Raw genomic sequence first — 20441 nt, 5'->3', positions numbered from 1 at the left:
TGACTAACGCCGAAGCTTCTTTTCAGGTAAAGACGAGCTTGGCGTCGCGTAAATGCGGCTCTAAAGAGGAGGGATGCAGGCAGATATTGGCTTTCATCCCCACGCGCGCATTCTCACAATCGAGGATGCCGACGATCCGCGTCTGACGCCCTATCGCAATATCCGCGAGAGGGACCTTGTCGGGCGTGGCCAGCGCTTCATCGCGGAGGGCAAGGTCGTCCTCAACGTGCTTCTTTCATCCGCCCGTTTCGAGGCGGAATCGATTCTCGTCGTCGCGAACCGGCTGGGCGGCCTTGCGGAGCAATTGCGCCTCTGCCCCGAGGAGATGCCCGTCTATTGCGTGTCGCAGAACATCATGGACCGGATTTCGGGCTTCCATGTCCATCGCGGCATATTGGCGGTCGGCCGGCGCAAGGCGGTCCCCTCCCCCGCGCAGCTGCTCGCGGCCATGCCGGAGCGCGCGCTCGTCGCTGTCCTCTGCGGCATTTCGAACCACGATAATGTCGGCTCGATCTTTCGCAACGCCGCCGCCTTCGAGGCCGATTGCGTGCTGATGGACGAGACCTGCTGCGACCCGCTCTACCGCAAGGCCATTCGCGTTTCCGTGGGCGCGGCGCTGAAAATCCCCTATGCCCGGCAAGGCTCCATCGACGACATCATCGCCGCGCTGGTCGAGGAGAAGTTCGATATCTGGGCACTGAGTCCCTCGGGCGCGCGCAGCATCTATGACGTGCCCCGTGCCCCGCGGCAGGCACTGCTTATGGGAACCGAAGGCGAAGGCCTGCCGAAACCGCTGCTCGAACGGCTCAACACCGCGCGCATCCCCATGTCGGCGGAATTCGACAGTCTCAACGTCGCCACCGCCTCCGGCATCGCGCTTTCACGCTTCAGCCGGTTTGGGTGAGGGAAACAAAGCCGCCCTTCGCGGCCGCCTCGATCACCGTGTCGGCGGGAACGCCGATCCAAGTCGCGGCATCGATTTCGCCGGCCTTTTTCAGCCAGCTTCCCACCATTTCGAACCCCAGCGTATAACCGAGCCAGCGGGGATGCGAACCGGTTCCGAAGAACCACGCGGGATGGTTATAATCTTTCGTGCTCAAGCGCTTCCCTTCGACGGGATTGCTGTGGAGATATTCCAGCGGCACCGCCCGCTCCCAGGGTTCTGGGGCGGACCCGAACAGTTTGCGCACGAACTGCCCGGCCAGCCCCTCGCTGACCAGCGCCTCCCCGAGGGTCCAGCCATAGCCCGGCCCCGCCATGCGCAGACAATGATGAACCTCGTGGATAATCTGTCGCTGAAGCGCACCATTTCCGAGGCTGTCAGTGAAATTGGGATTGTCGGGGTCGACGACCATCCCAAACAGCGTTCCGCGATAGGCATGCCCGACAATGCCCATTTCCGGAATGGTCTCACCCGTCAGCCGCTGGATGAGGATATCGAGACGCGGTGGCGGCAGAAATGTCGACAGAAGGCGGTAGGCCGCTTCAAAATTTTCGATGATCTCAGCCCGGAAATCGCCAAGTTCGCCTGACGCCTCCAGCCAATGCAATGTCCAGCCATCCATAAAATATCCCCCGGCAATGGAATTGTCAGGGGACTATAACGCAGATCAGCTGGCCTCTCCAGACGCTCAAGCCGCCTGGGTCAGCCGCCGCAACATTTCTTCCGCCTGGCGCGAGCGTTCGGACCGGCCGATGAAGCCGCCGCCATAGACGCGGGCGGCATTGCTGTCGTCGGAATAGAGCACGCAGGCTTGTCCCGGCGCGATGCCGCTTTCGCCATCCACCAGTTCTACCCAGGTTTCGCTATTGGCATGATGCAGCACCACCGGGCGCGGCGGGCGCGTCGAGCGGACCTTGGCATAGACCTCGAAGCCGGACGCCGGAATATCCTCCAGCGCCCCGTCGCCGAGCCAGTTCACGTTGCGAAGATAGACCTTGTGCGTCTCCAGCGCCTCGCGCGGGCCGACGATCACACGCGCCTGCGCGGCGTCGAGATGCACCACATAGAGCGGCTCGCCGGTCGCAACGCCGATGCCGCGGCGCTGGCCGATGGTGTAATGCACGATGCCCTCGTGCGACCCAAGCACCCGCCCGTCGATATGCACGATGTCGCCCGGATTGGCTGCCTCCGGCTTCAACTTGGCGATGATGTCGGAATATTTGCCCTGCGGCACAAAGCAGATGTCCTGGCTGTCCTGCTTCTTCGCCACCACAAGCCCCATTTCCTCGGCGATTTCACGCACCTGCGCCTTCGGCAGATGCCCCAGCGGGAAGCGCAGATAATCGATCTGCTCCTGCGTGGTCGCGAAAAGGAAATAGCTCTGGTCACGGTCCGTATCGACAGGGCGATAAAGCGCACGGTGCGCGCCATTGGCGTGGCTGCGGATATAGTGCCCGGTGGCGAGCGCCGCCGCGCCCAGATCCTGCGCCGTCTGCAGGAGGTCGGCGAACTTGACCGTCTGGTTGCAGGAAACGCATGGGATCGGCGTCTCGCCGCTGACATAGCTGTTGGCGAAGGGATCGATCACCGCCTCGCGGAAACGCTTCTCGTAATCGAGCACATAATGCGGGATGCCAAGGCTCTCGCAGACGCGCCGCGCATCCTCGATATCCTGCCCCGCGCAGCAGGAACCGGCGCGATGCACCGCCGCGCCATGGTCGTAAAGCTGCAGCGTGACGCCGATGACGTCATAACCCTCGCGTTTGAGGATTCCGGCCACGACGGAGGAATCGACGCCGCCGGACATGGCGACGACAACGCGGGTGTCTTCCGGCTTTCCCGGCAGATCGAGGCTGTTGAGTTTCATGAGCGGACCGGCCTGTGGGCAAGCGCCCACTGTTTTCTTCAGTCGATAATAATGTCTGTATATAGGCCGAATATGGGCGCTTTGCCAAGATGCCGCATTCATTTGCGACATCGGCGCCCCGTGTGGAGTCCGCAGGCAATAATGGGAGCCTATATAACCGACCGCAATTGAATAAAAAAAGATTAAGATGCAAAAAGTGTTTCGTTACCAGTATCTTACCGGGTGCTTAGCCAATTTTTAAAGCTGTGTGTTTATCGTGATCGGCGATTAGGTCCTTGAGTGTTGTGTAGAGAGTACAATGACCGATCTGGTAAGACCACGAGTTAAATATGTTATCGGCCCCGATGGCAGCCCGCTGACCATTGCCGATCTCCCCCCCGCCGACACGCGGCGCTGGGTCATACGCCGCAAGGCAGAGGTTGTCGCCGCCGTTCGCGGCGGGCTCCTCAGCCTTGAGGAAGCATGCCAGCGTTACACATTGACGGTGGAGGAATTCCTATCCTGGCAATCCTCGATCGACGAGCATGGTCTCGCAGGTCTTCGGACGACCCGAATCCAGCAATATCGTCATTAAATATTGCTATTAATCATAGAGTTATATCCATGATTACCGGATGGCTGGCCTTTGGGCTGGCCATTTTCGGTTTTGGCTATAGATTTCCCATATGGAAATGGAGATCGCTATGAGCGAAAAGTTGACGATCCGCAACGAAGAAACCGGCTCAGGCGGCCGTTATGTGGCGGAAATCGGAAGCCATGTGGCGGAGATGACCTATTCGCGGGTCAATGCCGGGCTCATCATCGTGGATCATACCGGCGTCCCCGACGCCTTGCGCGGCCAGGGCATAGCGCAGGCCCTGGCGGTCCACGCGGTGGAAGATGCGCGGAAAAATGGCTGGAAGATACTGCCGCTCTGCTCCTTCATGCGCGTACAATTCACGCGTCATTCGGACTGGAACGACGTTTTGCAGGAGCGGTGACGCTCCCCTTCCGCCTTTGCGGGGATTGAGGAGCGTTCGGCCGAAGGCCGAGGAAAAGCCAACGATTTGGCTTTCCCAGTGACGAAACCCGCGTTAGCGGGCGGATGGGGGTGGTGACGTTTGTGCATTGCTGGAGACAGTAGCGCAAGCGTCACCACCCCCACCCGACCCTTCGGGCCCCCTCCCCGCAAAGGGGAGGGACATACTCAACCGATCATCGCCCGCCGGTCGACCGCTGCCGGACGCTCTTCCGCGTCGCGGGCCTTGCCGTCGCGATTCTCCAGCGCTTCCGCCTTGGCGAGCTCCGCTTCGGCTTCGGCGAGGGCAGCCTCGGCGGCTTCCTTCTGCGCCTGCAGGTCGCGGATCGAGACGAACAGATTGTCGCGACGCTGGCGAGCGGCCTTGGCAAAGGTCGGATAGGCGAAGTGCGACATGTCGGTAATGCCCGCCTTCCGTTCTTCCGATTGGATTTGCGCGTCGAGTTCGCCAGCCATGCGCTCGAATTCGCCCATCATCAGATCGAGCTGGCCGAGCTGCCGGCGCTTCTCCTTCACCTGGAATAGTTTAAGCCTCACGAGGCTCTCACGCGGTTTCATACGCAATACTCCTTGAACACCGGAACCCTGGAGCGCCCGAGGGCCGTTCCAAGGCTTTAAAAATTCGACCCGAAACGGAAACGGCGAAGGGTTTCACATCTCGAAGCGCTCAGTCGGTGCGCATCGGAATCACCCGTCCCGAAGCGCAACATAAAATTAAAGGTTTGCCCGTTCGGTAACCTTTTTTTTACGAGCAGCATTAATCATAGGCGTTAGGACTTAAGGCTCGGTAAATCCGATGTGGCTTTCCTGCAACAGAAAAACACTGAGTCGAATGAGTCACTTAAGGAAGGTTCTTAATGTGAAAACGGAAATTTTTCACACGGAATTTTGCGAGGTGAATCATACAAATACGGCAAATTTTTAATTAAAATCGAAACCCGCTTGCCAAGCGGAATCAGATTTTGTTAACCATTTGCTGGCAACCTTCACATAAAGGCAACGACTGTTCCGTGTGCTGCTTTGAGGGATCAACCTGTTTCGGCGGCGGAAAAGAGGATTAAAAAAGATGCGCGTCCTTTTGATTGAAGACGACAGTGCGACGGCGCAGAGCATCGAGCTGATGCTCAAGTCGGAGAGCTTCAATGTGTACACGACGGACCTCGGCGAAGAGGGTGTCGATCTCGGCAAGCTGTATGATTACGATATCATCCTGCTCGACCTGAACCTGCCGGACATGTCCGGCTACGAGGTCCTGCGGACCCTGCGCCTTTCCAAGGTCAAGACCCCGATCCTGATCCTGTCCGGCATGGCCGGCATCGAGGATAAGGTTCGCGGCCTCGGCTTCGGCGCGGACGATTACATGACTAAGCCCTTCCACAAGGATGAGCTGATCGCGCGCATCCACGCCATCGTTCGCCGCTCCAAGGGCCATGCGCAGTCGGTCATCACCACGGGCGACCTGGTCGTCAATCTCGACGCTAAGACGGTGGAAGTCGCCGGCCAGCGCGTGCATCTGACCGGCAAGGAATACCAGATGCTGGAACTGCTCTCGCTCCGCAAGGGCACGACGCTGACCAAGGAGATGTTCCTCAACCATCTCTATGGCGGCATGGACGAGCCGGAACTCAAGATCATCGACGTCTTCATCTGCAAGCTGCGCAAGAAGCTCGACGCCGTCTCCGGCAACCAGAGCTATATCGAAACGGTCTGGGGCCGAGGCTATGTTCTGCGCGAACCGGAAGCCGCCGGCGAAATGCGCGAAATCGCCTGATCCCTCTTTTTTCCGATTACCGGTTTGAAAGGCCCCGACAGGGGCTTTTCTTGTTTTTACGCCGCCTCGAAATACTCCGCAAATTGCGCCATCAGATAAGCCCTGTCAAAAGGCTTCAGCATATAGCCGGAGGCCCCGGCCCGCTTGGCGCGCATGATCTTGGTCACGTCCACCTCATTGAGGCAAAGCACAATCCTGGCTTCCCTCCCCCCAGGCATTTCTCTGATCGCTCCGATGATGTCGAGCGTCGGCAGGTCGGGCAGATCGCTGTCGAGCAGGATGACATCGGGCATTTCCATCATGCATTGCTCGATGGCCTGCGAGCCATTCGCCGCATCCGCAATCGTAAATGCGCCATCGGAGAGTATCCGCCTGGCAACTTTTCTTATGACCGGTGAATCGTCCACGATCAGGCAGCGCGTCATGGTTTCCGTCCCCTCTGTTTGTTGGGAGGGAACCTAGCCAATGCCCGTGAAAAAAGCTGAAAGCGGGAAGGTAAAGTTTTAAATACTGTGCGAGCTTCCCCTCATCCGCAGCGGATGAGGGGATCTTGAGCGTCGTCGGCAATTACGCCGCCGTAAACACGATCTCTTCCTTCGTCGCATGGATGGAGATCGTCATCCCTGACTCCTGCGCCAGAAGCAGCGTGTAATAGGGTTGAACGGAGTGGGCATCGACCGGCTCCTCCGGCTCCTTGCCGCTATGCAGCTCCAGGAATTTCGGCGGCACGCGCAGCATCGGGCCCTTGGCGGTGACGACGAAGCGCAGCTCCGTTTCCGGATTCTCGATCGCCGCCGTCAGCGAGCCGCCGCGTGGAATCGCGCCATTGCCGATAAGGATCAGGTTGAGCAGCAGCTTCACCTTGTTCTTCGGAAGCAACACGCGGTTGCCTTCCCAGGAGAACTCGGCTTTCTCGCCCTTCATATATTCGGTCGCCACATTCTGCGCGTCGCCCGTATCGATCTGCACCCCGGCAGACCCGGCGGCGCCGAAGGCGATGCGGGCGAATTGCAGGCGGGCCGAGGCGTTGCGCGCGCTCGCCTTGATCAGGTTCATCGCGTCCTCGTCCGCGCCGCCTTCTTCCAGCAGCTCAAGGCCATTGTTGATCGCGCCGACCGGCGAAATGATGTCGTGGCAGATGCGGCTGCACAGAAGCGCGGCAAGATCGGCGGCGGAAAGCTGGAATGGCAAGGACATGCAGATATCTCCGGACAGCATGGATTGCTCCGGGCCGAATCACCCGGGATGATCGTCTTTTGGATACACAGCGGTTTCGGCGACGGCAAGGAAAGCGGCCAAGGCATCGACATGAAGTCATCGAAACGCCAAGATCGAAATGTAAGGACTTTCGAAAGCATATCGTCGTTTGATAGCGATGATTCGGGCCGAAGCGGGCGTCAGATCCGCGCATGCCCTTCAGGAGCATCAGACAGAGAAGCGAGCAGCCAGAAGGAACATTGAATGGCCTCTCTATCCCTGTCCCCGTCCCGCCTGCGCCTGGCAGGCATTTTCGTCGCATTGCTGATGGTGATGCTCGCACTTGCGCCGCAGGCGCGCGCGAACGACACATTCACGATGCAGGAGATCGTCGATTCCGGCCATCGCTTCTTCGGCTCGACCTCGGGCGGGCTCGCCTCGGCCATCGAAAAGATCTTCCAGAATTATGGCCTGCCCAATGGCTATATTCTCGGCGAGGAAGGCTCCGGCGCGCTCATCGGCGGCCTCACCTATGGCGAAGGCATGCTCTACACCAAGAATGCCGGCGATCATAAGACCTTCTGGCAAGGCCCATCCATCGGCTGGGATTTCGGTGGCCAGGGCTCGCGCGTCATGATGCTCGTCTATAATCTCGATGATGTGCAGAATATGTATGGCCGCTATGCCGGCGTTTCCGGCTCGGCCTATGTCATCGCCGGCGTCGGCTTCAACGTGCTGAAACGCGGAAACATGCTGCTGGTGCCGGTGCGCACGGGCGTGGGCGCACGCCTTGGCGTCAATATCGGCTATCTCAAACTGACCCCGACGCCGACCTGGAACCCGTTTTAAAACCTCGGTGTTATCGGTATTGGATGGGCGGCAACGCTGGATTACCGCTCCCAGCTGTGTCATTCTGTCCGCAATTCCTGAAAACCGGCAGCATCCTGGACCCCGGAAGTGATCGAGTCTGTACTTTTCTTCATTCTCGGCTTCCTAAGCGCCGCGTTTCTCGTGGCGCTCGTCGCGCCATCCATATGGCGGCGCGCGGAGGTCCTGACGAAGCGGCGGATCGAGGCCGAAGTGCCGCTGACGCTCAATGAGATCGCCGCCGACAAGGACGCCCTCAGGGCCGAACACGCCATGGCCGTGCGCAAGCTCGAAATGCGGCTCAAGGAGTTTCAGGAAAAATATAACAAGCAGAAGCTCGCCTTCGGCGTCAATTACGAAAGGCTGCGGCAGCTTTCCCAAGTGGAGCGTGAGGTGCGCGAGCTGCGCAGCCGCCAGAACGAATGGGAAGAGACCGCAAGCGCGCTCGCTGCGAGAGAGCAGAGCCTCGAGCAGGTGAAGGGTGAGCTGCAAGCCCTGCAATCGAGCCACCGCGAGCTCTCGAACCTTGCGGACACGCTGCGCATCGAACTGGCCGTGCGCGAGACCGAACTGGACAAGCTGATGGGAGAACTGGACGACATGCGCCACGACCGTCGCAATCGGGAAGCCGCGCAGCGTGAATTGTCCGCCGAAGCGAAGGCGGCCAAGGCGGAACTCGGCAGCGAGCGCAAACGCAACGCCGCGCTGGAAAAGCGCCTGGCGCGCCTGCTCTCCGACCTCACGGATGCCAGGGAAAAGCTGGAGCGGCGCGAAGGTGAACTGGCGGCGCTGAAAAAAGGCAGCGCCAAGCCCTCGGCAGCAGAAGCGAAGACGGACGCCGATCTGCGCGACCAAATCCGCGACCTGGCCGCGGAGGTGGTGGCAGTGACCGCAGAACGCGAAGGACCCGCCTCGCCGGTTTATCAGGCCTTAGACGAAGCGAAGGATGAGGGCAACGAGGACAGCCTTGCAAAGCGGATAAGGCAGAAGAAGGGGAAGTAGGCCACTTTCTTGTGGGAAGGGGTTGGCGGGACAGAGGGGGGGGGCCTGTCCCGCCAACACATCTAATTATCACGCCCTCACGGCACCAGATAATGCTTGCTCCATTCGCTACGAGGAACCACCGCGCCGACCTTGTAATCAAACGAGACGATCGACATGTTGTCGTCGGTTGTGTGGCAGGTATAGGACAGGTGGTACCACTTACCCTTGCTGCGGAAAGCGGCGCCGGGGGCTTTCATGGCGTGTTCGCTCTTGACCGTATCGGCAAAGGCATAGGCGACGAGCTCGTCCGGCGCCATGCCCTTTTTCTCCCGTGAGATGCGGCCCATCGCCCTGCCATTGCATCTCTGTTCCATCCGAGTTTGCGGATCGAGCTTGGCTATCTGCCTCTGGATGGCGGCGTTGTTGTCGGCGGCGAGGACAGGGCCGGCGAGCCCCGCGGCGGCAAGAACAAGAACAGCCGGTCTGAGCATCGATAGCCTCTCCGTTTTTCTAATTTACTTCTTTCCGTGGAACTCCCGGATGGCGTCGATGATACGGTCCTGGTCGGCGGCGCTCAAGTAGGGATGCATCGGCAGGCTCAGAATACGGCCCGGCAACGCCTCTGAAACCGGCAGGCCGCCGGGCGCTTGCGGATAGTGCTTATAGGCTGTCTGCTGGTGCAGCGGCTTCACATAATAGATGACCGAGGGGATGCCCGCCGCCGTCAGATGCGCCTTGAGGCCGTCGCGGTCGTCGCTCTCGATCGAATATTGCGCCCAGGCGGAGCGATATCCCGAAGGCGTATGCGGCACCTTCACCACATCCTTGAGACCATCAGCATAGCGCTTCGCCACCGCCTGCCGGGCTTCCATCTCGTCTTCGAGGATGGCGAGCTTCTCGATCAGGATCGCCGCCTGGATCGTGTCGAGGCGGGAGTTGAGGCCGATGCGCACATTGTCATATTGCGTCTCGCCCTTGCCGTGGAACAGCACGGAGCGCAGCGTCTCCGCCAGTTCGCCGTCATTGGTGAACATCGCGCCGCCATCGCCATAGCAGCCGAGCGGCTTGGCGGGATAGAAGCTCGTCGCCGCGACATGGCCGAACGCGCCGCACATCGCATTGTCGCGCTTGCCACCGATGGACTGTGCCGCGTCCTCGATGACGAACAGCCCCTCACGCTCCGCCACAGTCATGATGGCGTTATATTCGGCGGCAAGGCCGAAAAGATCGACGGGGATGATTGCCTTGGGCTGCAGCCGCCCTTCCCGGCGGATCTCGGCGATGGCCGCTTCGAGCTGCGCCACATTCATGTTGTAGCTGTCTGGGTCGACATCGACAAAGACCGGCTCCGCGCCGGCAAGCGCCACCACCTCGGCGGTCGCCGCGAAGGTGAAGCTGGGGCAGAACACTGCGTCGCCCCGCCCGATGCCTCGCGCCATCAGCGGCATCAGCAGCGCGTCGGTCCCGTTGGCGCAGGCAATCACATGCTCGACGCCGACATAATCCGCCAGCTTCTTTTCGAACTCGCCCACTTCCGGGCCGAGAATATAGCGCCCATCGGCCACCACCTTGGCGATGGCCTGGTTCAGCCGCTCTCCGATGCGCTCGCGTTGCGCCGCCAGATCGATGAATTGCATGTCTGCTCCATGACGACTAGCATGACCCCAAAAAGCGGCAGGCTTTTCGGCCGGATCATGCGGCTAAGGGACGGATCCGCCGCCACCCGCGGGCGAATCCTGTGGGGAGTTGTGTAACGTCTCGTACAGGCGGTTGCCACCGGCCGATATTCAAAGATTGCTCGGGCTTTTAACAACGCTTGAGAGCATTGTCATCGCCTGCCAATCACATCCCTGTGTTGATATGGCTCAACCTCGCCACGCTCGCCGTGATGCACCGTGCCGGCGGTCAGGATGCGCAACACGCTGATCGCCTCCTCGCCATCGGTGCGTGGCTTGGCGCGGGTCTCGATGCAATCGATGAAATGCTGGCACTCACGCGTGAGCGGCATCCCCTCGCCGACCGGAATATAGGTCGGCTCCTCGGCGGTGAATGCCCACTGCCCGTTATCCTGCCACACCGCATGGCGATAGACGGCAAGCTTGCGCTCCCATGGCTCGACATCGTCGAATACCGCCATCGCCTTGGTGCCGACCACCGTAAGGCGGCGCTCCCGATAGGGATTGAGCCGCGAGGCGAAGAGATGGCCGCGCAGACCGCCCGGAAACTTCATATGCACATGCGCGAAATCGCTGAGGTGGTCGAGCACCGCCGCCCCCTCGCCCCGCACCTCGATGGGCTCGCAGCCGGTGAGCGCCAGGATCATCGAGAGATCATGGGGCGCAAGATCCCAAAGTGCGTCGTTCTCCGTGTGGAATTTGCCGAGCCCGATGCGGTGCGAATGGATATAGCGCACCTCACCCAGCTCGCCCGACTGCACCAGTTGAAGAAGCTTCTCGAAGGCGGGATGGAAGCGCAGCACATGGCCGACCATGAAGATGCGGCCATTGTCGCGCGCGGCCTTGACCTCGGCCTCCGCATCGGCGACCGTCAGCGCGATCGGCTTTTCAACGAGCACGTCCTTGCCGTTGGTTACGGCGCGGATGGCGTTTTGCGCATGAAATTGCGGCGGCAGCGCCAGCACGATGGCATCCACATCCTCATGGGTGAAAAGCGCCTCGACCGGAATATGCAGCACGCCATGCTCCGCGGCAAAGCCCGAAGCCCGGTCGCTATTCTCGTCGGATACGGCATAGAGCGCACCGAGGGATTTCAAGGTACGGATGTGGTTGCTGCCCCAATAGCCGCAACCCAATACTGCAATGCGGGGTGCCATTAATTTCAACGCCTTCGATTTTGCCCCTCCCCTTATCGGTGCAAAAGACGGAAAACAAGTCTGTTAGGCATTCAAGAACGCTTGACAGCCCCTCACTCCCCACCTTATACCCGCGCCGTTCCTGACGAAAACGACGCATCGCTGACAGGTTTCCATGATGGAAAACAGCTATGATGCGGGCTCGGGGGCGGAGTAGCTCAGTAGGTTAGAGCAGAGGAATCATAATCCTTGTGTCGGGGGTTCGAATCCCTCCTCCGCTACCATATATCGAGCTAACCGCTTGATTTTAAAAGTATTTTTTGGCGTCAGGGGCTCGAATCGCTATAGCGCTACCATAATGGCGTCAGCCTTCATTGATGAGCCCATGGAGGGCTGCGCAAGCCCTCCCGGCGAATCTAAGCTCCCCCTCAGCCGAAATATTTTTCCACCAGCGCATAGAGAGTAGCCGCCGTCTCCACATCCATCACCCCGTCATAGTTGTCAGCGCGGAAGTGCAATTGGAAGGCGCGGACGAGCAGCTGATATTGCTGGTCCGTCATCGCGTCGGTGAATTGATCCGGCGGGCCATATCCATAGGTATAGAAGGTGTGGAGGAGTTTCGAACGCTCGGGCAATCCATTGGCGGTGAATTGATCGATATATTTCTGCTTGGTGTCGTCATCATACCATGCGCCGATGCCCGCCTCATAGAAATCCTTCCAGGGAAACTGCGGCCCCGGATCGCTTTTGCGGGCCCAGGCAATATCGGAATGCGCCACGACATGGGTGGGCGTGATATCGGGATAGCGCTGCAGGATGTTGAGTGACAATTGCTTGAGCGCGGCCATCTGTTGCGGATCAAAAGGAGGAAAGTACTGATCAGTCGCAAGGTTGACGTTTTCAATTCCGATGGCGCTGTCGTTGAGATTGCTGTGATATTTCCAGTAGCTCACTCCCGCATGCCAGGCACGTTCGGTTTCGCTCACCAGGTTGAAAATCTGGATATTTACAAAGCCGGCATTCTTGTAGCTGTCATCGTCAAGTTGCGGTATCAGATATTGCACGCTGACGTCCTGGGTCAGGCTCTTGATCGAATCTGCGAAATTCTCCGCCGTGTAATGCATGACCAGAAATTGGATGTGCCTGTTGTAGGATACTATGGACCGGTACTTGTGATACTCGATCGGATACATGTCGGGGCTTACCTGAAAGCCCACCTCGAGATCCTTGTCCGCATGGTCATGAACACCCGATACCGGATTGACGGCCGAAGTCGTAATCACCGCAAGCGGGATAACATCGATGGCATTCCCGCCCTGCGCCTTGATCTTAATGGTTGCCACGCCGTTTACAGTCTTCGATTTATTCGTAACATTTCCCTGATCGTCAAAGAACGTCAGCCTGTTGGAGGGATAAGCCGTCCAGGTGACCTCGGTGCCATCCTGGATAAGGTTGCCGCCGGAGTCCCGGTACGTGACCGATAATTGATGCTTGCTGGCCAGAGACAGAGTTTGCCCATCGGCGGATGTCACCACCATGCTTCCTTGTCCGGGAACACCGGAATTGACGGGACCGAAAACGACGGCAATCCAATCGCTGCTGTCACTGGTGTTATCCGCCGTAACCCTCACCTGGCCAGCGCCGGCGTTGACGCCCCGAAGAGCATTGGTCATGGTGCCGTCCGCGCCGGTTGTGCCATTCGTCGTGGCAAGGATAATGGTCCCGCTCGAGGTGAGAAGGGTCCAGGTCAGCGGCGCGCGCGATACGGGCTTGCCGCCGCGCGTATAGCTTGCCTGAAATACATGCCATTCATTGTAGGCAAGCTGCCCTCCCCCCGGATTATCGGCATCGGGAACCCAGATGTTAATCGTCCCGGCCTCGTCCTCTATGCTATTATCGCCGCTGCTCATGCTGGTTCCCCTGCTCTTTCAAAGCCGTTGACGCGCGCAACCCACCGCAGGGTGCGACTGAGGAACTCTACCATCGAGAGAAAACGATGCCAATACCTGCAACTTAAGCTTTATCGCCTCACGCCGACTCCCGCAGCATGATCTCCGCATTGAGCAGGATACGCTCGCCGTCAGGCAAAGGCGCGGTTGCAGGTGAGGCCTCGCCTAGCTTGTGCAGGAGCAGCGCCATGGCCAGCCGGCCGATCTCGTTATAATTTTGCGCCACGGTAGTGATTGGCGGGCAGGCATAGCGCGAGAGCGGATGGTCGTCATGCCCGGCGATGCGCAGGTCGCAATCGGCCTCGCGCCCCACCTTTAGCCCCGCATGATAAGCGGCGGAAATCGCGCCGAACGCCACGCGGTCATTGGCGCAGAGCACCGTTTTCGTCGGCAGCGGCCCGTTTTCCAGAAGCTTCAGCATTTCGTCATAGCCGAACTTCTCGAAATCCCATGTGTCCACCTTGGCCGTCGGCAGCACCACCGGCTCCATCTTCAGCTGCTGCATCGCCTCGATATAGGCCAGCTCGCGCGTCGTGGCGTTGGTGTTCACCGCCGGCATGCCGAGATAGCTGGGTGGCTCACCGGAACGGCAGAGGTAATCGACGATGAGATGAAAGCTTTGGCGATTGTTGGTGCCGACAAAGGGCGACGTCTCGTTGAGCGGCGAGTCGACATAGATGAGCGGGATGGATGCACCGAGCGACAGCAGCTTTTCGTGATGCGACTGCGCGCCCAGCGGCGCGATGATGGCGCCCGCGACATTCATCGCCTTGAACGTCTCGATCGCCCGCTCCTCGATTAGCGGGTTACCATCAGAGGAGAGTACGAAGGCGAGAAATCCCGCCTCGTTGGCGATGAGCTCCACCCGCCGCGTCAGCGCCATATAGAACGGGTCGGTGGAATTCGGCACGATAACGCCGAGAATGTTGGTGCGGCGGCGGTTGAGATTGACCGCAAAAATATTCGGCCGAAATCCCGAGTCCTTGATCGCCGCCTCGATCAGTTCGCGCGTCTTGCGGCGCACCGAACTGGGGTCGTTGAAGTATTTCGAGACGGTCGGGCGCGACAGCCCGACATACTCGGAAAAATCCTCCATCGTCCTGATCGGTTTGTCGGCCAAAATCCGAATCCCTTGCTCCTGAGTCGGTCTAGAGCGGATGGTAAATAGCGAATGGCTTGCTAGTGCTAGTCCTATCGCTCAGCCGCAAGCCTCGAAATAATCCTCCAGCACCTTCTCCACCGCCGCGAGCGCCAGCCCTGCCGCGGTGGGGATCGCCCTGCCCTGCCTTACCGCCGGGTACAGGCCCGCGAGGTCCTGGCTGATCAGCGTCTCGGGAATCGTCATACCGTCCAGCAGCGTGAACAATTCATCCACCGCCGCGGCCACCTGGGGCTGCGGCCAGTAATAGCGGATGCGGTCGCTATAGCTGAAATGGCGCTGCAGGCGCTGCTCGTCGGGCGAGCCGTGGTAATATCTCTCCCAGTTCTTCGGCTCCGCCGTCAGGACCCGCTCCATGGTCGCCTGCAGCGTTTCCTTGCGCTTGCCTGGGAAAAGGAACTCGGCGATCCGGTCAAGCCCATAGAACGCCTCACGCAACGCGAAGGTGAGCCCCGGCCCGACTTTCAGAATGGCGAAGCCGTCATTGACCAGGCTGCGCAAGGCCTCGCGCGTCTGGTAATCGGTCGAATGCGCCTCGAAGACGAGGCCGGGAAGCCGCTCGAGCGCGGCGCTCAAAGCCTTCGCCTTCGCCGGCTCATAGGCGATTACATTGTGGTTGCCAAACTCCACGCCCGGCTGCACCACCACGCCGACGACCCGCAAGAAAGCTTCCGCCGCCCCCGCCGCAGCGAATGCCTCGCGATGAACTGTCACGGTCTCCAGCGCCGCCTCCGGCTTGGTAACTTCCAGAACGTCCAGTTCCTCCATCGCGCCGCCGGGAATCGGAACCTCCGTGCCGACGATATAGACGGGCTTCACTGCACCCGCTGGCACGGCGGCTTCCGCCACCGCCGCAAGGCTTGCCGCGCGCTCCGCCGTGACCGAATCGGGAAGCGCCACCGGTTCTCCGGCGCAGCCCATGCTGGTGTCGAGATGCAGCTTGGTGAACCCTGCTTCCGCATAAGCGCGGATCATCACGCGCGCCTTCGCCATCGCTTCGCCGGGCGGCAGATGCTTCCACGGATTGGGGCCCAGATGGTCGCCGCCAAGGATCAGCTTTGCCGCCGGAAAGCCGGTCCGGACAGCGATCTCTTCCACGAAGCGGCGGAAATCGAGCGGCGTCATGCCGGTGTAGCCGCCATCCTGGTTCACCTGGTTGCAGGTCGCCTCGACGAGCAGATGCGTGCCGCGCTTGAGCGCATGGCGCATCGCCGCCTCGATCACCATCGGGTGGGCCGAGCAGATCGAGGGAATGCCGCGCATCCCGCTCTGCCGTGTGCGCCAGCTGGCGATATCGGAAAGGTGGTTCGTGCTCATGCCGTCAATTCCTTCGTTTGCGATGCGATCAGCGCATCAAGTTCGGCGCGGGTCGAAGCGCCTTCCATGGGACCCGCCCTCGTCACCGCACGCGCGCCCGATGCATTGGCGTAGGTCAGAGCCTCGCGCGGCGACGCGCCTGCCAGCCAGAAGGTGACGAAGGTTGCGCCGAAGCAATCGCCCGCGCCGGTGGGGTCCACTTCCTCGACGGTGAAGCCCGGCACGGTAAGCCGTGTCGCGGCGTCGAAATAAGTTGCGCCCTCGGCCCCGCGCTTGACCACGATGGCGCGGATGCCTGCCGCGATGAGTTCGGCCACCGCCTCTTCCTCCGTCTGCGCCTCGGCGAAAAGGAAAAGCTCCGGCCCGCTCGGCAGGAAAAGATCGGTCTTGGAAAGCACCGTCTTCAGCGCCTCACGCATACCGGGGCTGTCGAGGATTTCGGGGCGGATGTTGGGGTCGAACGAGACGGTTCCGCCGCGCGCCTTGATGCGCTCCACCGCGGTCAGAATGCCCTTGATGAGGCTGCGCGAATAAAGCGCGCTTCCCATCACATGCAGATGCGTGCAGCAGTCGATGAGATCTAGCGCCGCTTGCGTCAGCTTGATCCTGCCGCAGGCGCTGTGGCGAATGTTGAAGACGAAGGCCCGGCTGCCATCCTCGCGATAGCGCACAAAGGCGCTGCCCGTCGTCCCCTGCGGCACCACTTCGATGCCCGATATGTCGACGCCATCGGCCTTCAGCCGGTCGAGATTGACATGGCCGAAATCATCGTCGCCGACGCGCGAGATGATGGCGCAATCCTGCCCGAGCTTGCCCACCTGGTCGATGAAGATGGCCGGCGCGCCTGACGGGAACGGCCCGATCAGCGGCACCGCCTCGCGAAAGCCATTGCCGCGCTTGGTCGCGACGATCTCCACCAGAACCTCGCCGATGGTGAGAATTTTTGACATGTGTATTGCCTGCTTTGATTACTGCTTTGCCCGCTTCGCGCGCACATCGAGATAGACGGCGATGAGGATCACCAGGCCCTTGACGATCAGCTGGTAGAAATACGGGACGGAGAGCATGTTCATGCCGTTGTTCATGACGCCGATGATGAGCGCGCCGATCAGCGTGCCGACCATGGTGCCGACGCCGCCGGCAAGGCTGGTGCCGCCCAGCACCGCCGCGGCGATGGCGTCGAGCTCATAGCTCACCCCGGCATTGGTCTGCGCCGAGAAGAGGCGCGAGGAGAGCAGGATGCCGCTCACCGCCGCCATGACGCCCGAGATCATGAAGATGATGATCTTCAGACGGTCCACCTTGATGCCTGAATAGAGCGCCGCCTCGCGGTTGCCGCCGGTGAGATAGGCGCGCCGGCCGAAGGTCGTCTTGCTCAAGAGGATATGATTGACGAGAAACAGCGCCGCGACGATCCAGATGATGATGGGTATGCCGAGAAAATTGTTCGTGCCGATGGCGGTCCAGCTCGCATCGGTGATCATTTCCGGCGCGCCATTGGTCGGCAGGCTGACGAGCCCGCGATAAATGCCCATCGTCGCCACCGTCACGATGAAGGACGGCAGCATCAGCTTGGCCGTGAGCGTGCCGTTGATGAAGCCGAGGATCGCCCCGGTCAGCAGCGTCAGCGCAATCGCCGGAACGAAGCCGAGCCCGAAGGCGAAGCACTGCGCTCCCACCATCCCGGCCACGGCAATGATCGAGCCGATGGAAAGGTCGATTTCGCCCAGCAGGATCACCCAGGTCATGCCGAAGGCGGCGATGGCGATGACCGACACCTGCTGCAGCACGTTGAGGAAATTCGCCACCGACATGAAGCGGGGATTGACCACCGAAAAGATGACGCACAGCACGATGAGCGACAGGAGAATGCCGCCATATTGCTTCGCCGCCCTCATCATCGTGGCGTTGGAATTGTTGCTCATGATGCGAAACCCGTTGCAAAAGTCATGATCTTTTCCGGCGTGCGGTCGTTGCCCGAAAGGGTGGCGCTGAGCCGCCCCTCATGCATGACGGCGATGCGGTCGCTCATGCCGATCACCTCCGGCAGCTCGGAGGAGATGAGCAGGATCGCCGTGCCTTCCGCGGCCAGCTGGCGGATAATCTTGTAAATTTCGAATTTAGCCCCGACATCGACACCGCGCGTCGGCTCGTCGAGGATGAGGATTTTCGGGCGCGTCAGCAGCCATTTCGCCAGCACGATCTTCTGCTGGTTGCCGCCTGAAAGCGCGCCGGCAGGTGTTTCCAGCGAGGCGGTCTTGATCGCAAGCCGCTTGACCTCGCCATTGGCCGCCTCGCGCTCCTCGCCCCTGCGGAGGAAACCGAAGAAATTGGAGAATGCCTTCAACCCCACCATGGAGATGTTGGAGGAGACGCTGTGACTCAGCACCAGCCCTTCCTCCTTGCGGTTTTCGGTGACGAAGGCGATGCCCCGGCCGATGGCTTGCGCGGGAGAGGCAGTCGAGACCGTGCTGCCATCGATGGCGACGGTGCCCGACGAGGCGCGCTTGATGCCGAACAGCGTGTTCATCACCTCCGAGCGTCCAGAGCCGACAAGCCCGAAAAAGCCGAAGATCTCCCCTGCCCTCACCTCGAAGGAAACCTGCTCGAACTCGCCGTCCCGCGAAAGGCCATTTACTTCCAGAACCGGCGCACCTGTTGGCACGGCTACGTCGCGGGGGGGGTAAATCTCGTTCATGTCGCGCCCGACCATCAGCGCGATCAGTTCCTCAATGGTCGCGTCCTGCTTTTCGCGGGTGGCGATATAGCTTCCGTCGCGCACGACGGTGATGTCGTCGCTGAGCCGCATGATCTCCTCCATGCGATGCGAGATGTAGATGACCGCAACGCCCTTGCGCTTCAGCCTCTCGATGATGCCGAAGAGAATTTCCGCCTCGCTGTCGCTCAAGGAGGAGGTCGGCTCGTCGAGGATCACCACCTTCGCCTCGATGCTGAGCCCCTTGGCGATTTCCACCAATTGCCGCTGGGCGATGGAGAGATTGCCGACCTTTTCGGTCACATCGACAGGCAGGCCCAGTTCCTCGACAAGCGCGGCAGCTTTGGCCACAAGCGCCCGGTCGTTGATGAAACCCGCCGTCGCCGGTTCGCGCGTCGCCAGAATGTTTTCGGCAACCGTCAGATTGTTGCAGAGGCTCAGTTCCTGGAAGACGATGGTCAGCCCCGCCCGCGCCGCCTCCTGCGGATCGGCGGGCGCATAGGGCGTGCCGTCGAGCACGATGCTGCCGGAAGTCGGCTGATAGACCCCGGCGAGGATCTTCATCAGCGTCGATTTTCCCGCGCCGTTTTCGCCCAGGATCGTATGAACCCGCCCGCGCCGGACCTGCAACTGCATGGATTTCAGCGCCGCTACCTGCCCGAAGGTTTTGGTGACGTCACTGATATCCAGGATGATATCGTTACCGGAAGAAGCCATGGATTTATCCTCTGGGCCGGCGGTGCGCAGCAACCCCTCATCCGTCCGCGCTACGCGCGGCCACCTTCTCCCACAAGGGGAGAAGAAGCTTGCGCGAGCGCTTCCGCCAATCGCAAACGTTAGGGGCTGGCATCAATGGGAATGCCACCCACCTCCCTTCTCCCCTTGTGGGAGAAGGTGGCCGCAAAGCGGCCGGATGAGGGGTAGGCCACAGCGCCGCCGCACGGCCCTGACCGAATTACTTCTTCTTCGTGTAAACGCCCGGCTCGATCGGCTGCTCGGCGGGGACCTTCTCCCCGGCGATCACCTTCACCGCCGTATCGACGGCGAGCTTGCCCATCTTGTCCGGATATTGCTGGATGACGCCGACCATGTCGGGATCGGTGTTCACAGCGTTAATCGCTTCAGGCATGCCGTCGAAGCCGATCACCTTCACCTTGCCGGTGAGGCCCGCCGACTTCACCGCCACGGCAGCAGCAAGCGCCGCGTCGTCGCCGAAGCCGAAGATGCCGTTGATGTCAGGATTGGCCTGCAGCATGTTCTGCGCCGCCGCCAGCGCCTCGGCGCGGGTGATGCCGGTCTGCTGGGCAACGATCTTGATGTTCGGATGCTTGGCGAGGGCGTCCTTGAAGCCCTTGACGCGGTTTACCACCGACTGCACGGTCGGATAATCGATGATTGCCACATTGCCCTTGTCGCCAAGCTCCTGGGCCATGAGCTCGCCCGCCTTGACGCCGCCGGCATAATTGTCAGTGCCGATATGCGAGGTCACTTCCACGCCATCCACAGGCACGTCGACCGTGATGACCTTGATGCCCGCCGCCTCCGCCCGCTTGATCGCTGCGACAGCGCCCTTGCTATCGACAGGCGAGATGATCAGCACGTCGATGCCCTTGACGATGAAGTCTTCTACATCGGCAAGCTGCTTGTTCAGGTCCTGATTGGCGATGGAGATTTCGAGCGGCACATTTTTGGCCTTCGCCTCTTCGGTGATGGCCTTGGCCAGCTCGTTATAGAACGGATGCTGCTGCGTCAGCAGCGAGGCGCCGATGCCATCCGCATGGGCGGCAATCGTCATGAGAGAGATCGCCGCGGAAGCGAGCAGCGGCTTCAGGAAACGAGAA

21 protein-coding genes and 1 tRNA gene are annotated in these 20441 nt (G+C 60.5%); 7 read left to right on the top strand and 15 right to left on the bottom strand.

The genetic code is table 11. The features are described from left to right. Nucleotides 1-73: 73 nt before the first annotated feature. Complete coding sequence (locus ACOWVG_RS12465; RefSeq protein WP_420962549.1) at nt 74-904, top strand: TrmH family RNA methyltransferase; 831 nt, start codon at nt 74-76, stop codon at nt 902-904. On the opposite strand, the gene ACOWVG_RS12460 is transcribed toward ACOWVG_RS12465, so the two are convergent. Together ACOWVG_RS12460 and mnmA are read right to left on the bottom strand one after the other, a co-directional pair. Continuing rightward, entirely contained in the window at nt 888-1565 is a 678-nt protein-coding gene (locus ACOWVG_RS12460) for a DUF2268 domain-containing putative Zn-dependent protease (RefSeq protein ID WP_420962547.1), read from the bottom strand. The genes ACOWVG_RS12465 and ACOWVG_RS12460 overlap by 17 nt on opposite strands. A gap of 66 nt (nt 1566-1631) precedes the next feature. Next, the gene (mnmA, locus tag ACOWVG_RS12455) at nt 1632-2810 is read right to left on the bottom strand and encodes a tRNA 2-thiouridine(34) synthase MnmA (protein WP_420962544.1); all 1179 of its coding nucleotides are present in this window, start codon (nt 2808-2810) and stop codon (nt 1632-1634) included. Nucleotides 2811-3108: 298 nt separating this feature from the next. Between mnmA and ACOWVG_RS12450 the strand changes: the two genes are divergently transcribed. Together ACOWVG_RS12450 and ACOWVG_RS12445 are read left to right on the top strand one after the other, a co-directional pair. Next, complete coding sequence (locus ACOWVG_RS12450; RefSeq protein ID WP_420962543.1) at nt 3109-3384, top strand: DUF1153 domain-containing protein; 276 nt, start codon at nt 3109-3111, stop codon at nt 3382-3384. 121 nt (nt 3385-3505) lie between these two features. Continuing rightward, on the top strand, nt 3506-3790 hold the full coding sequence (locus tag ACOWVG_RS12445; protein ID WP_420962892.1) for a GNAT family N-acetyltransferase: 285 nt from the start codon (nt 3506-3508) through the stop codon (nt 3788-3790). 206 nt (nt 3791-3996) lie between these two features. Here the strand turns inward: ACOWVG_RS12445 and ACOWVG_RS12440 are convergent, their stop codons facing one another. After that, nucleotides 3997-4386 carry a flagellar export protein FliJ gene (locus ACOWVG_RS12440; RefSeq protein WP_420962541.1) on the bottom strand — a complete coding sequence of 130 codons (390 nt, stop codon included), beginning with the start codon at nt 4384-4386 and terminating at the stop codon, nt 3997-3999. Between the two features lie 508 nt (nt 4387-4894). Between ACOWVG_RS12440 and ctrA the strand changes: the two genes are divergently transcribed. Beyond that, a complete protein-coding gene (ctrA, locus tag ACOWVG_RS12435; RefSeq protein WP_420962539.1) occupies nt 4895-5599 on the top strand; it encodes a response regulator transcription factor CtrA in 705 nt (234 codons plus the stop codon). A 56-nt stretch (nt 5600-5655) separates the two neighbouring features. On the opposite strand, the gene ACOWVG_RS12430 is transcribed toward ctrA, so the two are convergent. Both ACOWVG_RS12430 and chpT read right to left on the bottom strand, forming a co-directional pair. After that, nucleotides 5656-6024 (bottom strand): response regulator, encoded by a 369-nt coding sequence (locus ACOWVG_RS12430; protein ID WP_420962537.1) that lies wholly within the window; start codon nt 6022-6024, stop codon nt 5656-5658. Between the two features lie 142 nt (nt 6025-6166). Then, nucleotides 6167-6796, bottom strand: coding sequence for a histidine phosphotransferase ChpT (chpT, locus tag ACOWVG_RS12425; protein WP_420962535.1), 630 nt, complete (start codon nt 6794-6796; stop codon nt 6167-6169). Between the two features lie 264 nt (nt 6797-7060). Here chpT and ACOWVG_RS12420 point away from each other — a divergent pair, with 264 nt between their 5' ends. Both ACOWVG_RS12420 and ACOWVG_RS12415 read left to right on the top strand, forming a co-directional pair. Further along, nucleotides 7061-7645: a DUF1134 domain-containing protein gene (locus ACOWVG_RS12420; RefSeq protein WP_420962533.1), complete on the top strand. Its 585-nt coding sequence runs from the start codon at nt 7061-7063 to the stop codon at nt 7643-7645. Nucleotides 7646-7753: 108 nt separating this feature from the next. Then, on the top strand, nt 7754-8665 hold the full coding sequence (locus tag ACOWVG_RS12415; protein ID WP_420962532.1) for a hypothetical protein: 912 nt from the start codon (nt 7754-7756) through the stop codon (nt 8663-8665). 77 nt (nt 8666-8742) lie between these two features. On the opposite strand, the gene ACOWVG_RS12410 is transcribed toward ACOWVG_RS12415, so the two are convergent. The 3 genes from ACOWVG_RS12410 to ACOWVG_RS12400 all read right to left on the bottom strand — a co-directional run bounded on the left by ACOWVG_RS12410 (nt 8743) and on the right by ACOWVG_RS12400 (nt 11480). After that, the gene (locus ACOWVG_RS12410) at nt 8743-9138 is read right to left on the bottom strand and encodes a DUF930 domain-containing protein (RefSeq protein WP_420962531.1); all 396 of its coding nucleotides are present in this window, start codon (nt 9136-9138) and stop codon (nt 8743-8745) included. A gap of 24 nt (nt 9139-9162) precedes the next feature. Next, nucleotides 9163-10284: a DegT/DnrJ/EryC1/StrS family aminotransferase gene (locus tag ACOWVG_RS12405; RefSeq protein WP_420962529.1), complete on the bottom strand. Its 1122-nt coding sequence runs from the start codon at nt 10282-10284 to the stop codon at nt 9163-9165. 191 nt (nt 10285-10475) lie between these two features. Continuing rightward, on the bottom strand, nt 10476-11480 hold the full coding sequence (locus ACOWVG_RS12400) for a Gfo/Idh/MocA family protein (RefSeq protein WP_420962528.1): 1005 nt from the start codon (nt 11478-11480) through the stop codon (nt 10476-10478). Between the two features lie 186 nt (nt 11481-11666). Between ACOWVG_RS12400 and ACOWVG_RS12395 the strand changes: the two genes are divergently transcribed. Then, a tRNA-Met gene (locus tag ACOWVG_RS12395) sits at nt 11667-11743 on the top strand. Between the two features lie 144 nt (nt 11744-11887). Here the strand turns inward: ACOWVG_RS12395 and ACOWVG_RS12390 are convergent. The 7 genes from ACOWVG_RS12390 to ACOWVG_RS12360 all read right to left on the bottom strand — a co-directional run bounded on the left by ACOWVG_RS12390 (nt 11888) and on the right by ACOWVG_RS12360 (nt 20395). Beyond that, nucleotides 11888-13369 carry an N-acetylmuramoyl-L-alanine amidase gene (locus tag ACOWVG_RS12390; protein ID WP_420962527.1) on the bottom strand — a complete coding sequence of 494 codons (1482 nt, stop codon included), beginning with the start codon at nt 13367-13369 and terminating at the stop codon, nt 11888-11890. A 118-nt stretch (nt 13370-13487) separates the two neighbouring features. Further along, nucleotides 13488-14504 carry a LacI family DNA-binding transcriptional regulator gene (locus ACOWVG_RS12385; RefSeq protein ID WP_420962891.1) on the bottom strand — a complete coding sequence of 339 codons (1017 nt, stop codon included), beginning with the start codon at nt 14502-14504 and terminating at the stop codon, nt 13488-13490. 102 nt (nt 14505-14606) lie between these two features. Beyond that, nucleotides 14607-15884: a D-tagatose-bisphosphate aldolase, class II, non-catalytic subunit gene (locus ACOWVG_RS12380; protein WP_420962526.1), complete on the bottom strand. Its 1278-nt coding sequence runs from the start codon at nt 15882-15884 to the stop codon at nt 14607-14609. Then, complete coding sequence (locus ACOWVG_RS12375) at nt 15881-16834, bottom strand: sugar kinase (protein WP_420962525.1); 954 nt, start codon at nt 16832-16834, stop codon at nt 15881-15883. Before ACOWVG_RS12375 ends, ACOWVG_RS12380 begins: the two co-directional genes overlap by 4 nt. An 18-nt stretch (nt 16835-16852) precedes the next feature. Further along, the gene (locus ACOWVG_RS12370; protein WP_420962524.1) at nt 16853-17809 is read right to left on the bottom strand and encodes an ABC transporter permease; all 957 of its coding nucleotides are present in this window, start codon (nt 17807-17809) and stop codon (nt 16853-16855) included. After that, entirely contained in the window at nt 17806-19317 is a 1512-nt protein-coding gene (locus ACOWVG_RS12365; RefSeq protein ID WP_420962521.1) for a sugar ABC transporter ATP-binding protein, read from the bottom strand. Before ACOWVG_RS12365 ends, ACOWVG_RS12370 begins: the two co-directional genes overlap by 4 nt. A gap of 238 nt (nt 19318-19555) precedes the next feature. Beyond that, entirely contained in the window at nt 19556-20395 is an 840-nt protein-coding gene (locus ACOWVG_RS12360) for a substrate-binding domain-containing protein (RefSeq protein ID WP_420962890.1), read from the bottom strand. Nucleotides 20396-20441 lie beyond the last annotated feature (46 nt).

Source organism: Brucella sp. IR073 (genome assembly GCF_049065735.1).
GTDB lineage: Bacteria > Pseudomonadota > Alphaproteobacteria > Rhizobiales > Rhizobiaceae > Paramesorhizobium.
This window is presented reverse-complemented; position numbering and strand designations above follow the sequence as displayed.